We start from the raw sequence: 14,099 nt of genomic DNA, 5'->3' as shown, positions 1-14,099 counted from the left end.
TAACCCGGCCGCCGCACGCCGCGGAGGTCACCCGCGCAGCCCGGCGAACAGGTCGTCCTCCAGACCGCCCGGCCCGACCGGCCCGCGTTCGCCCTTGACCAGCCGGTAGTGCTCGACCGACATGATCGACTGGCCCACGTTGTTGGACAGCGCAAAGAACGCGTCGTCGGTGGACACCTGCGTCGGATAGGCGCGCAGCGCCTCGACCTTGGCGTCGAAGAAGTCCGCCGCCGAAACCGCGGTGGTGACGAGTGCGTCGTCGACCACGAACGGCAGCTCGTCGATGTCGACGAACTCGAACGGGAGTTCCTTGCCCTCCGCCTTCATCCGCTCGAAGCCCTCCTTGAGCACCGAGCGGGGCATCGCGTTCCAGTAGATCTTGTCGACCGCCCATGCCTCGCCGGTGCCGTACGCCGGGTCGGCGGCCAACTCGGCGGCGCGCATCGCGACGCGGTGCGCCTGGATGTGGTCGGGGTGGCCGTAGCCGCCGATCTCGTCGTACGTCACCAGCACCTGCGGCCGGACCTCGCGCACGATCGGCACGAGGTGGCTCGCCGCCTCGTCGACGTCGGCCTGCCAGAAGGAGTCGGGCCGCTCGTTCGGCGGCGTGCCCATCATGCCGGAGTCGCGGTAGCGGCCCGGCCCGCCCAGGTAGCGCTGGTCGTCGACGCCGAGGGCCTTCATGGAGTCGAGCATCTCGGTCATGCGGTGCGCGCCGAGCCCGTCCTCGCGGTCCGCGGCCAGGTGCGCGAGTTCGGGCACGAGGATCTCGCCCTCCTCGCCGAGCGTGCAGGTCACGAGCGTGACGTGCACACCTTCCGCGGCATAGCGGGCCATGCTCGCACCGTTGTTGATCACCTCGTCGTCCGGATGGGCGTGCACGAGGAGAAGGCTGAGCGGGGTCGCGGGCGGGGTCGCGGGCGCATCGGTCATGAACGCCAGCGTACGTGGCGCCTCCGACGCACACCGACGCCCGCACCAACGGGACCGGGGGCGATCAGGGGCCGGCACTCAGGGGCGGCGGTGCACGAACACGCCGTACCTGCCCGCCGGGTCCCAGGGCTCGCGGTCCCATCCGGCGAAGCGGTCGACGGGTTCGAGCCCGGCCGCCGCGCACGCCGCGTCGTAGGCGGACACCTCGACGCGCGTGCCGCCGTCGCCGCCGTCGAGCGCGAAGCCGGCGACGACGAGGCCGCCGCCCGGCCGTACGCAGGACGCCAGCGTCGCGACCGCGCGGGCCTCGGTGCCCGGGGTCAGGTAGACCATGACGTTCCCGGCCGCGACGGCGAGGTCGAAGGCGTCCGGCCCGTCCACAGCCTGTGGATCGAGCGTCGCGAGGTCGCCGAGCACCCAGGCCAGACCGGGCGCCGCGGCCCGGGCCTCGCCGAGCATCGAGGCGTCGATGTCGACACCGACCGTCTTGTGGCCGAGCCGGGCGAGTTCGACGGCGATGCGGCCGGTGCCGCAGCCCGCGTCGAGCACCCGCGCGCCGCGCGGGACCAAGGCGTCGCAGAAGCGGGCCTCGCCGTGCAGGTCACGGCCCTGAGCGGCCAACTCGCGGAAGCGGGCGGCGTACGCCGGACCGCGGGTGCCGCCGGTGACCTCCAGCCAGCGGTTGGCGGGACCGGTCCGATGATCGTCTGTGGACATGCCGCCACAGTACGGTCCCGCACTCGGACACCGCCGTGGACCACCGAGCACCACCGGGCACCACCGGACCCGGCAGGGGACGGCCGGGAGGGCAGGGGTCAGCCGGTGACGGAACTAGAAATGGATGCCGTTGACGATGCCCGCGAAGCTGGCACCCGCATCGTGGATGGACGGGGCCAGCGAGGTCCCCGCGAGGTAGAAGCCGAGCAGCACACACACGACGGCGTGCACCGGGCGGAGCCCGGCCTTGCGGAGCAGAAAGACGACCGCGACGCCCAGAAGCATCACGACGGAGACCGAGACCGCCATGGTCACGCACCTCCCGGAATGATTGACGGACAAAAACCCGCTACCAACGAATCAAGCCCAGATACGGTGCGTAACGCAACGCGCACGGCTCGAAATCACCCGGATAGCCCGTCCGCCGCCGTACGGCCCGAACCCGTGTTCCCGGGGCGCCTCGCCCGTAGGGTTGGGCGCATGAGCTCGGAGATCACCTTTCCCCGGCAATACGCCCGCACCCAGCGCTTCACGCTCGGGGTCCCGCGCGCCTTCACCATCACCGGAGGCGGCGGTACGGGTGCCACTGTCCTGTTCCTGCGCTCGCGGTCCGGCGAGGACCGCGCGACGTGCCTGTGGGCGTACTCCCCCGGGTCCGGCGAGCGCATCGTCGCCGACCCGGCGGTCCTGCTCGGCGGCGCCGAGGAGCACCTGTCCGCGGAGGAGCGCGCCCGTCGCGAACGCAGCCGCGAGGGCTCCGCGGGCATCGTCGGCTACGCCGTCGACAGCGCCGGGACCGTCGCCGCCTTCACCCTGTCCGGGCGGCTGTTCGTGGCCGATCTCGCGGCCGGCACGGTCGTCGAACTCGACTCGCCCGCACCGGTCATCGACCCTCGCCCGTCGCCCACCGGCCGCCACGTCGCCTACCTTGCGGGCGGTGAACTGCGCGTAGCCGCCGTCGACGGCTCGGACGACCGCGCGCTCGCGACCCCCGAGAACGCCGAAGTCACCTACGGCGCGGCCGAGTTCATCGCGGCCGAGGAGATGCAGCGCAGCCGGGGATACTGGTGGTCGCCGGACGGGACCACGCTGCTGGCGGCACGCGTCGACAACTCCCCCGTCGACCGCTGGTGGATCGCCGACCCGGCCAACCCGGCGTCGGCGCCGCAGGAGGTCGCGTACCCGGCCGCGGGCACCCCCAACGCCGACGTCACGCTGTTCGCGCTGCGGGCCGAGACCGGGGAACGCACCGAAGTTGCCTGGGACCGCAAGGAGTTCCCGTACCTCGCCAATGTGGCGTGGACCGCCTCGGGGCCGCCGCTGCTGGTCGTGCAGTCGCGCGACCAGCGCACGCAGCGGGTGCTGTCGGCCGATCCCGCCACGGGCGCGACGACGGAACTCCACACGCAGGTGGACCCGGTGTGGATCGACATCGTCCCCGGCGCCCCGGCCTGGACCCCGAACGGGGAACTGCTGCGCGTCGAGGACGCGGACGGTGCCCGCCGCCTGGTCGCCGACGCGCGCGTGCTCACCGACGCGACGCTGCACATCCGTTCGGTGGTCGACAGCAGTGCCGCGGACATCCTCGTCACCGCCTCGGCGGGGTACGAGGCCGCCGACTCCGAGACCGGCCAGATCCACGTCTACCGGGTCGGCCCCGGCGGCGCCGAGCGCGTCACCACGACTCCGGGCGTGCACGGCGCGGTCCGCTCGGGCGCGACGACGGTCCTGGTCTCGTCGTCGCTCGACCGCTCCGGCCCGAAGGTGACGGTCCTTCAGGACGGGTCCCCGGTCGGCGAGATCGCCTCCTACGCGGAGACCCCGGTGCTCACCGCCGAGGTCGAGCTGACCACCGCGGGCCCGACCCGCATCCCCTGCGCGATCCTGCTGCCGAGCGGCTTCGACGCCACCTCGGGCGAGAAGCTGCCGGTGCTGATGGACCCGTACGGCGGCCCGCACGGGCAGCGCGTGGTCGCCGCGCGCAACCCGCACCTGACCTCGCAGTGGTTCGCCGACCAGGGCTTCGCGGTGATCGTCGCGGACGGCCGCGGCACGCCGCACTACTCGCCCGAGTGGGAGAAGGCGATCGTCGGCGACTTCGCCGGCGCGACGCTCGACGACCAGGTGGCGGCGCTCCAGTCGTTGGCCGTGGACCGCCCGTACCTCGACCTGGACCGGGTGGCGATCCGCGGCTGGTCGTACGGCGGTTACCTGGCGGCCCTCGCGGTGCTGCGCCGCCCCGACGTGTTCCACGCGGGCGTCTCCGGCGCGCCGGTCACCGACTGGCGGCTGTACGACACCCACTACACCGAGCGGTACCTCGGCCACCCCGACGACGAGCAGACCGTCTACGCGGTGAACTCCCTGGTGGAGGGCGGCGATCTGGGGCCGGTGGCCGACGAGGCCCGCCCCCTGATGATCATCCACGGCCTGGCCGACGACAACGTCGTGGCGGCCCACACCCTCCGCCTGTCCTCGGCCCTCCTCTCCGCCGGGCGCCCGCACGAGGTCCTCCCCCTCTCCGGCGTCACCCACATGACCCCGCAGGAACAGGTCGCGGAGAACCTGCTGTTGCTCCAGGTCGACTTCCTCCGGCGCTCGCTGGGCGGCTGATCCGGCCGTCCCGCGAGCCGCCGAGGCTCGGCACGGAAACGGAAGGCCGGGCGACTCGGGGTCGCCCGGCCTTCGCGTCAGCTACGCGGCGCCGCGGGCGCCTTGACGCCGATACGCGTCCATACCGGGGTCCCGAAGTGATCTGCCGCCAGGTTGGCGATGTTCGGGCCGCTTGCGAGCGCCTTGCCGTACGACCACAGCGGCAGCGCGGGCATGTCGATGGCGAGTTGTGCCTGTGCGTCCGACCAGAACTGCGCGGCCTTGGCGGGGTCGGCGGCCTTGCGGGCCTGCGCCACCGACTCGTCGAACAACTGGTTCCGGTAGCCGGAGTCGTTGGCCTCGGAGTCGCCACGGAACATCGGGTCCAGGAAGTTCCGCGGGCTCGGGTAGTCGGCGGTCCAGCCGCCCCGGAACATCCCGGTCATCTGCCGCGCGTCGACCTTGCTCCGCAGCTCACCGAGGCCCGCCACCGGCGCGGGCACGCAAACGGCGGATCCCAGCGCGGTGTTGATGCTGTCGCAGATCGCCTTGAACACTCTGCCGCGGCCGCCGTCCTGGGCGTAGGACAGGGTCACGGAGCCGCCGGGAACGCCGCCGCCCTCGGCGACCAACTGCCGCGCCCGCTCGGGGTCGTACGCGCACAGCTCCCCGCAGGCGTTGTCGCCGCCGGGAACTCCCGCGGCCAGCCAGTCCGTTGCGGGCTGCCACGCACCACCCGGGTACATCGCGCGCATGATGGCCTCGCGGTCGATCGCGAGGGACAGGCCCTGCCGCACCTTCGCCGCGCCGGGCGCCGACCACGCCGGGTCGGCCATAGGGAAGTACAGCACCTCGGCAGTGGACATCACCTGGTGCACCACGGTTCCGCCGGGCACCGACACGGTGCGTCCGGGCTCGACCGCGGGCAGCAGGCTGATCACGTCGAGCGGGCCGCGGCGCGCGGCGTCGCTGCCGAATTCCAGCCGTACGCCTGCCGCCTGGGCCTTGTCGGGACCCGCGTACGCGTCGTAGCGCCGCAGCGTGAGCGACACCCCCTGCCGCCAGCCCGCGTCCGGGTCGATCCGGAACGGGCCGTTGCCGACCGGCTCGCGGGCGAAGCGGCCGGGGTCCTGGAAGAACACCGAGGGCAGCGGCGAGAACGCCGCGAGGCCCAGTTGCGCGGGGAACGACGAGTCGGCCTCGTCGAGCGTGACCAGCAGCGTGGCCTCGTCGGCGGCCTTGACCGTGTCGACCTCGGCGAGAACCTCCTCGCCGGCCGCCTTGTTGGCCGGATCGAGTGCCCAGGTCCAGGCATCCGCGTACGACTTCGCGGTGACCTTCTCGCCGTTGTGGAAGGTCCAGCCGGGCTTGACGGCAATGGTGTAGCTGCGTGCGTCGGTGGTCGTACAGGACGCCATCATCGCCGACACCGGTTTTCCGCTCGCCGGGTCGTAGTCGACCAGGCCCCGGAAGAGCATGCCCACCGCGTGGTTCGTGTTCCGGTCGAACCCGGTGTTGCCGGGCAGCAGATCCTGCGGCTCGGTCGAAGACGCGCTGTACACCGCCGCGGGATCGACCGGGGTCCCGGGCGCGGCGGCCGCGGCGGCTGCCGGGAGGCAGTCGTACGGCCGGGGCGGCGTCGACGGGGCCGGCGCCCCCTGCGGACTCTGCGCCGCGTCCTTGGCCGCCGACGCCGCGCCGCCCTCACTTCCCGTGCACCCGGTCGCGGCGATCGCCAGGGCCGCTGTCCCGGCCACCCATATGGACACGGTCTTGCTGCGCACGCGTGGAACTCCCCAAGCCGAACGACCCGCGACCGAACATTTCCGGCCACCGGTCAGAATACGTGCACACCGCCGCAAACACTGTGGGCCGGACCACGTCCCACGTGGCCCGGCCCGGCAGTTGAGTGTGCGTCAGTGCGCGTGGACGACGTCCTTCTCCTCCGCGAAGTGGCACGCGCTCGGGTGCACCGCGGCTCCCTGGAGCCCCGTGCGGATCTCGAGCAACGGCTCTTCCTTCGCGCAGATGTCCTGCGCCTTCCAGCACCGGGTGCGGAACCGGCAGCCCGACGGCGGATTCGCCGGCGACGGCACGTCGCCGGTCAGGATGATCCGCTCGCGGTTGTCGCGGCCCGACGGGTCCGGCACCGGCACCGCGGACAGCAGCGCCTGCGTGTACGGGTGGGTCGGGTGGTCGTAGATCTCGGTCTCGGCGCCGATCTCCACGATCTTGCCCAGGTACATCACCGCGACGCGGTCGGAGATGTGCCGCACGATCGACAGGTCGTGCGCGATGAAGATGTAGGAGAGGTTGAACTCGTTCTGCAGCTTCTCCATCAGGTTGATCACCTGGGCCTGCACCGACACGTCGAGTGCCGACACGGGCTCGTCGCAGATGATGATCTCCGGGTTCAGCGCCAGCCCGCGGGCGATGCCGATGCGCTGCCGCTGACCGCCGGAGAACTGGTGCGGGTACCGGTTGATGTGCTCCGGGTTGAGGCCGACCAGCTCCAGGAGCTCCTGGACGCGCTTCTTGACCGCGTTGTTGCCGCCCTTGGGCGCCGCCTCGGGGTGGATCGCGTACGGCTCGCCGATGATGTCCGCGACCGTCATGCGCGGGTTCAGCGAGGTGTACGGGTCCTGGAACACCATCTGGATGTTGCGCCGCACGGCCCTGAGCGCCTTGCCGGACACCTTGGAGATGTCCTCGCCCTTGTAGAGGACCTGCCCCGACGACGCCTTCTCCAGGTTCATCAGGAGCTTGGCGACCGTCGACTTGCCGCAGCCCGACTCGCCGACCAGGCCCAGCGTCTCGCCGTGCAGCAGGTCGAACGAGACGCCGTCGACCGCCTTGACCGCGCCGACCTGCTTCTGGAAGACGATGCCCTGGGTCAGCGGGAAGTGCTTCACCAGGTCCTTCACCTGGAGGATGGGCTCACCGCTGGGTGCCATCACGAGCCTCCGTTGTTGTCGAGCACACGCTGCGCGAAGTGACAGGCGCTGTGCCGGCCGGGGGCCGCCTCGATCAGCGGCGGCACGTCGGTGCGGCAGATGTCCTCCGCGTACGGGCAGCGCGGGTTGAACGCGCAGCCGGGCGGAATGCGCATGAGGTTCGGCGGCAGGCCCTTGATCGCGTACAGGTCCTGGCCCTTGAGGTCGAGGCGCGGGATCGACGCGAGCAGGCCTTCGGTGTACGGGTGCGCCGGGTTGGCGTACAACTCGTGGACCGCCGCCTCCTCGACGATGCGGCCCGCGTACATCACCGCGATCTTGTCCGCGACGTCGGCGACCACGCCGAGGTCGTGGGTGATCAGGATGAGGCCCATGTGCCGTTCGCGCTGGAGTTCCGCGAGCAGGTCCATGACCTGGGCCTGCACCGTCACGTCGAGTGCGGTGGTCGGCTCGTCCGCGATGATCAGCTCGGGGTCGAGGGCCATCGCCATCGCGATCATGATGCGCTGCCGCATGCCGCCGGAGAACTGGTGCGGGTAGTCGTTCACCCGCTCCTTGGCCGCCGGGATCTTCACCAGGTCCATCAGCTCGATGGCCTTGGCCTTGGCGTCCTTGCGGGACATGCCCTTGTGCACGCGGTACATCTCGGCGAGCTGGAAGCCCACCGAGTAGACCGGGTTGAGCGCGGACAGCGCGTCCTGGAAGATCATCGCGATCTTCTGGCCGCGGATCCGCCGGCGCTCCTCCTTGTTCATCTTGAGCATGTCGCGGCCGTGGAAGCGGATCTCGCCGCCGGTGATCACGCCGGGCGGCATGTCGAGGATGCCCATGATCGTCTGGGCGGTCACCGACTTGCCGGAGCCCGACTCGCCGAGCACGGCCAGCGTCTCGCCGGCCGCGACCGAGTACGAGACGCCGTTGATCGCCTTGGCCACGCCGTCGCGCGTGCGGAACTCGACGTGGAGGTCGTCGACCTCGAGCAGCGGCGCGCCGGGCGCGGTGTCCGTCGGCTCGGGCTTGGTGAGCTGGTTCGTCGTCACTTGTGTTGTCCCCTCCCCCGTCAGCGGAGCTTCGGGTCGAGGGCGTCGCGGACCGCGTCGCCGAGCAGGATGAAGCTGAGCACCGTCACGGACAGGAACAGCGACGGGAAGAACAGCTGGTACGGGGCGTCGCGCAGCACGTTGGTCGCGGTGCTGATGTCGGCGCCCCACGAGACCTCGGTCAGCGGCAGGCCGATGCCCAGGAAGGACAGCGTCGCCTCGGCCGAGATGAAGGTGCCGAGCGAGATCGTCGCGACGACGATCACCGGCGCGACGGCGTTCGGCAGCACATGCCGGATCAGGATGCGCCCGGTCCCGGCGCCGAGCGCTCTCGCCGCCACGACGTAGTCCGACGATTTCACCGTGATCACCGACCCGCGCATGATGCGGGCGGTCTGCATCCAGCCGAAGATGCCGAGCGCGGCGACCACCGTCCAGACCGTGCGGTCCTGGAAGGAGCTCATGAACACCAGGGCCGCGAGCAGCAGCGGGATGCCGAAGAAGATGTCGGTGACGCGGGCCAGGATCGAGTCAACCCAGCCGCCGAAGTAACCGGACAGCGCCCCGACGAGGCCGCCGACCACCACGATGAGGGCGGTGGTGACGACACCGACGATGATCGACGCGCGCGCCCCGTAGATCGTGCGCGAGTAGATGTCGCAGCCCTGCGTGTTGGTACCGAACCAGTGGTCGCCCGAGGGCTTGAGGTCGGTACGCGCGATCGGGCAGAACCGCGGGTCCTGGTCGGTGAACCAGCCCGGGAAGATCGCCATGACGATCAGGAGCAGGAGCAGGAACGCCGAGATGTAGAACCGCGGGCTGCGGCGCAGTTCGCGCCACGCCTCGGCCCACGCGCCGCGCGGCTTGTCGAGTTGGCCGGGGGCCTCGGGGCCGGAGTACGGGCCGTTCTTCTCCAGGCTGGTGCCGTCCGCGTCCGCGAGGAAGATCGTCGGCGACTCCTGGGAGCCGAAGTGCGGCTGCTCCTGGCTGCTGGTGGGCAGCTGTTCGCGCTGCTTGTCGTGCTCAGACATACCGGATCCTCGGGTCCAGGACGGCGTACAGGAGGTCGACGATCAGGTTCATCACCAGGTACACGATCACCAGTGCGGCGACCGCGCCGACGACCGTGGCGCTCTCGTGCTTGGTGACGGCCAGGTAGATCAGTCGTCCGACCCCGTCGACGTTGAAGATGCCCTCGGTGACGATCGCCCCGGCCATGAGTGCGCCGAGGTCGGCCCCGAGGAAGGTCACCACCGGGATCAGGGAGTTGCGCAGCAGGTGCACGGTCACCACGCGGCGGCGCGGAAGACCCTTCGCCGTCGCGGTGCGGACGAAGTCCGCCCGCATGTTCTCCGCGATGCTCGTCCGGGTCAGGCGGGCGACGAACGCGAGCGAGAGGCTGCCGAGCACGATGCCGGGCAGGATCAGGTCCTCCCACGTGGGGTCGCCCGGGGTCGCGGTGGCCGGGAAGACGTTCCACTGCAGGCCCAGCCAGTACTGCAGCACGTAGCCGAGCACGAAGACCGGGATGGAGATGACGATCAGCGTCGTCACCAGGACGACGGAGTCGGCGAACCTGCCGCGCCGCAGACCGGCCAGCAGGCCGGCCCCGATGCCGACCACGAGCTCGATGGCGAACGCGATGAGCGCCAGCCGGATCGAGATCGGGAAGGCGCGCCGCAGCTCGTCGGCGACCGGGATGCCGCTGAAGCTGGTGCCGAAGTCCCCTTGCAGGAGGCCCGTGAGGTAGTACCAGTACTGAACGATCAGCGGATCGTTGAGGTGGTACTCCTCGCGCATCTGTCTCACGAACACCGGGTCGGCGGCCTTGTCGCCGAACATCGCGGCGATCGGGTCCCCACCGAGCTGGTAGACCATGAAGTAGATCAAGAACGTGGTCCCGATGAACACCGGGATCATCTGGAGCAGCCGTCGGACGACGTAACGCCCCATGCCAGCCTCCTGCTGTCGAATTCGGCACGTCACCTGCCGCGTCTCAGCCGACGCCGTGGATCACGGCGCCGGCTGAGGCGGTCTTGCGAAGCCCTTGCGGGCGGCCCCGCCGCCGGAGCGGACGGGGCCGAACCCTCAGGTACGGGTCACTTGTTGACGGTGACCTCGGTGAACTCCGGGTTGCCGAACACGTCGAACGACACGTTCGAGACCTTGGTCGAGGAACCGGCCTTGGTCACGTAGTACCAGAGCGGGATCGACGGCAGGTCCTGCACCATCTGCTTCTCGGCGTCCTGCCAGAGCTTCAGCGCCTGGGCCTCGTCCGTGGCCCCCTGCGCCTGCTTCGCCAGGTTGTCGAAGTTGGCGTTCGAGTAGCCCGAGTCGTTGGACGCGGCGCCCGTGCGGTAGATGTCGTTCAGGAAGTTGTCCGGGAACGGGTAGTCGGCCTTCCAGCCGGTCCGGTACGCCCCGGTCATCTTCTTGTTGGTGATCTCCTCACGCGCGACGGAGAACTCCGCGTACAGCTTCGGCTCGCAGGCGGTGGAGCCCAGCGCCTGGTTGATGCTGTTGCAGACCGCGGTCACCCACTCCTTGTGGGGGCCGTCCGCGTTCGTCGCGATGGTCAGCTTGCCGCCGGGGATGCCGCCGCCCTCGGCGATGAGCTGCTTGGCCTTGGCCGGGTCGTACTTGCAGGTCTCGCCGCAGATGTCCATCTGACCGGGCACGCCGGGGGCGAGCCAGTCGACGGCAGGCTGCTCCATGCCCTTGTACAGGGCCTTGGTGATGCCGTCGCGGTCGATGGCCATGGACAGGCCCTGGCGGACCTTGGCCGCGCCCGGGGTGCCCCAGCCGGCGTCGTACAGCGGGAAGCCGATCTTCTGGATGGACAGCTGCGGCTGCACGATGGCGCGGTTGCCGAGGTCCTTCTGGAAGTTGCCGACCGCCGAGACCGGGATCTGGTCGATGACGTCGAGCTTGTTGTCGCGGAGCGCGGTGTAGGCGGCGTCGTAGGTCGTGTAGAAGACCAGGCGCACGCCGTCGGACTTCGCCTTGTCGGCGCCCTGGTAGTTGTCGAACCGCTTCACGGTGATCGACTTCTTGCGGTCCCAGCCGCCGTTGGCGGTGTCGAGCTGGAACGGGCCGTTGCCGATGGGGGCCGCGCCGTACTTCTCGGGGTCCTTGTAGAACTCCTGCGGCAGCGGCATGAACGGCGTGTAGCCCATCTGCGCCTTGAACGACGAGATCGGGTGCGTCAGCTGGATCGTGAAGGTGGTGTCGTCGACGACCTTCAGACCCGACATCGTCTGCGCCGTCGGGTTGCCCTCGGCGGGGTGCACCTGGTCGTAGCCGACGATCGGCTGGAACCAGGTGGAGTTCAGCTGCTTGCTGGTGGACAGCGCGCCCCAGTTCCAGGCGTCCACGAAGGACTTCGCGTTGACCGGCTCACCGTTGTGGAAGGTCCAGCCCGACTTGAGCTTGACCGTCCAGGTGACGTTGTCCGGGGAATCCATCGACTCCGCCATGGCCGACACGGTCTCGCCGGTCTTGGCGTCGTACGTGTAGAGGCCGCGGAAGAGCATCGAGAGCGGGTAGAAGCCGCCGGTCTCGTTGGCGTTCGCGGGCTGCAGAAGGTTCTGCGGCTCGGTGCTGCTGGCCGTGTAGTAACCGGACGGCGCACCCCCGCCGCCACCACTGTCGCTGTCGCCACCACACGCCGTGGCCGCGAGCGCGAGCATGCCCACGCCGGCGATCCACTTCACGCGCGTCGTTCCGCGCATGGGTTGCCTCCTCAAGGGTCACTTCGGAAGTGAAGTACGACGGGCAACCCGTGGGTGTCCTCGCCGCGGCTGCCCGTTCAGTCGCGCCGCTGAGCGCATGACCGTGTTCCGAGCACAAGCGCATCTACTATCCGTCACCGATTCGCCTACTCCAACCCTTTGGAGTATTGCGGTTTGATCACGCGACCCTCCCGAACGTCTCGACCTGTGGTCGAACATCTTCCCGGAGCTAGCGGAATCAATCGGACACGGTGTACCGCAGCCCGGAGCATACAGTCCGATGAACGAACAACCACACGCCGCCCCTACCTCTCCTCCCACTCCGGGAAACGCTACGGAGAGTGGCGGCACCCGAAAGGCCGATGGGTCTGGCGCGGCGTCAAGTGACGCGCGTAGCATGCCGGGCGCAAAACAACAGGGTGCCACCTCGATCACGAGGTGACACCCTGCGGGGTCGCGTGTCGTGCAATCTGACCGGATCAGCCGGTCCGGTCAGCGGAGCAGAACGGCTCGGTTCAGTGCGCCTGGACCACGTCCCGCACCTCGGCGAAGTGGCACGCACTCGCGTGCACAGCCGGTCCGTTCAACTGGGACTTGACCTGCAACAGCGGCTCTTCCCTCGCGCAGATGTCCTGCGCCTTCCAGCACCGGGTGCGGAACCGGCAGCCCGACGGCGGATTCGCCGGCGACGGCACGTCACCGGTCAAAATGATCCGCTCCCGGCTGTCGCGACCGTCCGGATCCGGCACCGGCACCGCCGACAGCAGCGCCTGCGTGTACGGGTGGGTCGGGTGGTCGTAGATCTCGGTCTCGGCGCCGATCTCCACGATCTTGCCCAGGTACATCACCGCGACGCGGTCGGAGATGTGCCGCACGATCGACAGGTCGTGCGCGATGAAGATGTAGGACAGGTTGAACTCGTTCTGCAGTCTCTCCATCAGGTTGATCACCTGCGCCTGCACCGACACGTCCAGCGCCGAGACCGGCTCGTCGCAGACGATGATCTCCGGGTTCAGCGCCAGCCCGCGGGCGATGCCGATGCGCTGCCGCTGCCCCCCGGAGAACTGGTGCGGGTACCGGTTGATGTGCTCCGGGTTCAGGCCCACGACCTCCAGTAGGTCCTGCACCTTTTTCCGCCGGTCCCCCTTCGGGGCGACGTCCGGGTGAATGGCGTACGGCTCCCCGATGATGTCGCCGACCGTCATGCGCGGGTTCAGCGAGGTGTACGGGTCCTGGAACACCATCTGGATGTTGCGCCGCACCGCCTTGAGCGCCTTGCCGGACAGCTTCGAGATGTCCTGCCCCTTGTACAGGACTTGGCCGGAAGTCGGCCTCTCCAGGTTCATCAGCAGCTTGGCGACCGTCGACTTGCCGCACCCCGACTCACCGACCAGGCCCAGCGTCTCGCCGCTGCGCAGCTCGAACGAGAGGCCGTCCACCGCCTTGACCGCCCCCACCTGGCGCTGGAAGACGATGCCCTGGGTCAGCGGGAAGTGCTTCACCAGGTCCTTCACCTGGAGGATCGGGTCGCCGGTCGGCTCCGGTTCCGGGGCGGGCCGAGCCGCCTCGGCGGCCTGCTTATCGACCGATGCTTCCATCGAGCGCCTCCTTCCAGAAGTGGCACGCGCTCCCGCGGTGCGGCGACACCTGCTCGCCGGTGACCGATTGCAGCGGGGGCGTCTCGGCGCGGCAGATGTCCTGCACGTACGGGCACCGCGGGTGGAACGCGCAGCCCGCGGGGATGCGCGTCAGATTGGGCGGCAGCCCCTTGATCGCGGCCAGGTCCTGGCCCTTGAGGTCGAGCCGCGGGATCGACTCCAGCAGGCCCATCGTGTACGGGTGGGCCGGCGTCTTGTAGAGGGCGTGGACGGGCGCCCGCTCGACGATGCGGCCCGCGTACATGACCACGATGTTGTCCGCGACGTCCGCGACCACGCCGAGGTCGTGGGTGATCAGGATCAGGCCCATGTGGAACTCCCGCTGGAGTTCCGCGAGCAGGTCCATGACCTGGGCCTGCACCGTGACGTCGAGCGCGGTGGTCGGCTCGTCGGCGATGATCAGGTCCGGCTCCAGGGCCATCGCCATCGCGATCATGATGCGCTGCCGCATCCCGCCGGAGAACTGGTGCGGGA

At 69.9% G+C, this 14,099-nt stretch carries 12 protein-coding genes; 1 reads left to right on the top strand and 11 read right to left on the bottom strand.

Going from position 1 to position 14,099, the window contains the following annotated elements:
• Positions 1–27 precede the first annotated feature (27 nt).
• From mshB to AB0C36_RS30625, 3 genes are all read right to left on the bottom strand, one after another.
• Positions 28–933 carry an N-acetyl-1-D-myo-inositol-2-amino-2-deoxy-alpha-D-glucopyranoside deacetylase gene (mshB, locus tag AB0C36_RS30635; RefSeq protein ID WP_358360368.1) on the bottom strand — a complete coding sequence of 302 codons (906 nt, stop codon included), beginning with the start codon at positions 931–933 and terminating at the stop codon, positions 28–30.
• A 78-nt stretch (positions 934–1,011) separates the two neighbouring features.
• A complete protein-coding gene (locus tag AB0C36_RS30630; RefSeq protein WP_358360365.1) occupies positions 1,012–1,650 on the bottom strand; it encodes a class I SAM-dependent methyltransferase in 639 nt (212 codons plus the stop codon).
• A gap of 114 nt (positions 1,651–1,764) precedes the next feature.
• Positions 1,765–1,959: a DUF2304 domain-containing protein gene (locus AB0C36_RS30625; RefSeq protein WP_358360363.1), complete on the bottom strand. Its 195-nt coding sequence runs from the start codon at positions 1,957–1,959 to the stop codon at positions 1,765–1,767.
• A 171-nt stretch (positions 1,960–2,130) separates the two neighbouring features.
• Between AB0C36_RS30625 and AB0C36_RS30620 the strand changes: the two genes are divergently transcribed.
• Positions 2,131–4,263: a S9 family peptidase gene (locus AB0C36_RS30620; protein WP_358360361.1), complete on the top strand. Its 2,133-nt coding sequence runs from the start codon at positions 2,131–2,133 to the stop codon at positions 4,261–4,263.
• A gap of 77 nt (positions 4,264–4,340) precedes the next feature.
• Here the strand turns inward: AB0C36_RS30620 and AB0C36_RS30615 are convergent, their stop codons facing one another.
• The 8 genes from AB0C36_RS30615 to AB0C36_RS30580 form a co-directional block, all read right to left on the bottom strand.
• Positions 4,341–6,026: an ABC transporter substrate-binding protein gene (locus AB0C36_RS30615; protein WP_358360358.1), complete on the bottom strand. Its 1,686-nt coding sequence runs from the start codon at positions 6,024–6,026 to the stop codon at positions 4,341–4,343.
• Positions 6,027–6,158: 132 nt separating this feature from the next.
• Positions 6,159–7,196, bottom strand: a complete 1,038-nt coding sequence (locus AB0C36_RS30610; RefSeq protein ID WP_358360356.1) for an ABC transporter ATP-binding protein — start codon at positions 7,194–7,196, stop codon at positions 6,159–6,161.
• A complete protein-coding gene (locus tag AB0C36_RS30605) occupies positions 7,196–8,236 on the bottom strand; it encodes an ABC transporter ATP-binding protein (protein WP_358360353.1) in 1,041 nt (346 codons plus the stop codon). The genes AB0C36_RS30610 and AB0C36_RS30605 overlap by 1 nt, the downstream gene beginning before the upstream one ends.
• A 20-nt stretch (positions 8,237–8,256) precedes the next feature.
• Complete coding sequence (locus AB0C36_RS30600) at positions 8,257–9,267, bottom strand: ABC transporter permease (protein WP_358360350.1); 1,011 nt, start codon at positions 9,265–9,267, stop codon at positions 8,257–8,259.
• Entirely contained in the window at positions 9,260–10,189 is a 930-nt protein-coding gene (locus AB0C36_RS30595; protein ID WP_358360348.1) for an ABC transporter permease, read from the bottom strand. The genes AB0C36_RS30600 and AB0C36_RS30595 overlap by 8 nt, the downstream gene beginning before the upstream one ends.
• Before the next feature lie 146 nt (positions 10,190–10,335).
• Entirely contained in the window at positions 10,336–11,967 is a 1,632-nt protein-coding gene (locus tag AB0C36_RS30590; RefSeq protein WP_358360346.1) for a peptide ABC transporter substrate-binding protein, read from the bottom strand.
• Positions 11,968–12,482: 515 nt separating this feature from the next.
• A complete protein-coding gene (locus AB0C36_RS30585; RefSeq protein ID WP_358360343.1) occupies positions 12,483–13,565 on the bottom strand; it encodes an ABC transporter ATP-binding protein in 1,083 nt (360 codons plus the stop codon).
• A partial coding sequence (locus tag AB0C36_RS30580) for an ABC transporter ATP-binding protein (protein ID WP_358360341.1) occupies positions 13,546–14,099 on the bottom strand: 554 nt, incomplete at its 5' end. The genes AB0C36_RS30585 and AB0C36_RS30580, both read right to left, overlap by 20 nt.

Source organism: Streptodolium elevatio, from assembly GCF_040649515.1.
GTDB lineage: Bacteria > Actinomycetota > Actinomycetes > Streptomycetales > Streptomycetaceae > Yinghuangia > Yinghuangia elevatio.
The sequence above is the reverse complement of the archived record's forward strand: the minus strand, read 5'-3'. Positions and strand labels throughout refer to the sequence as shown.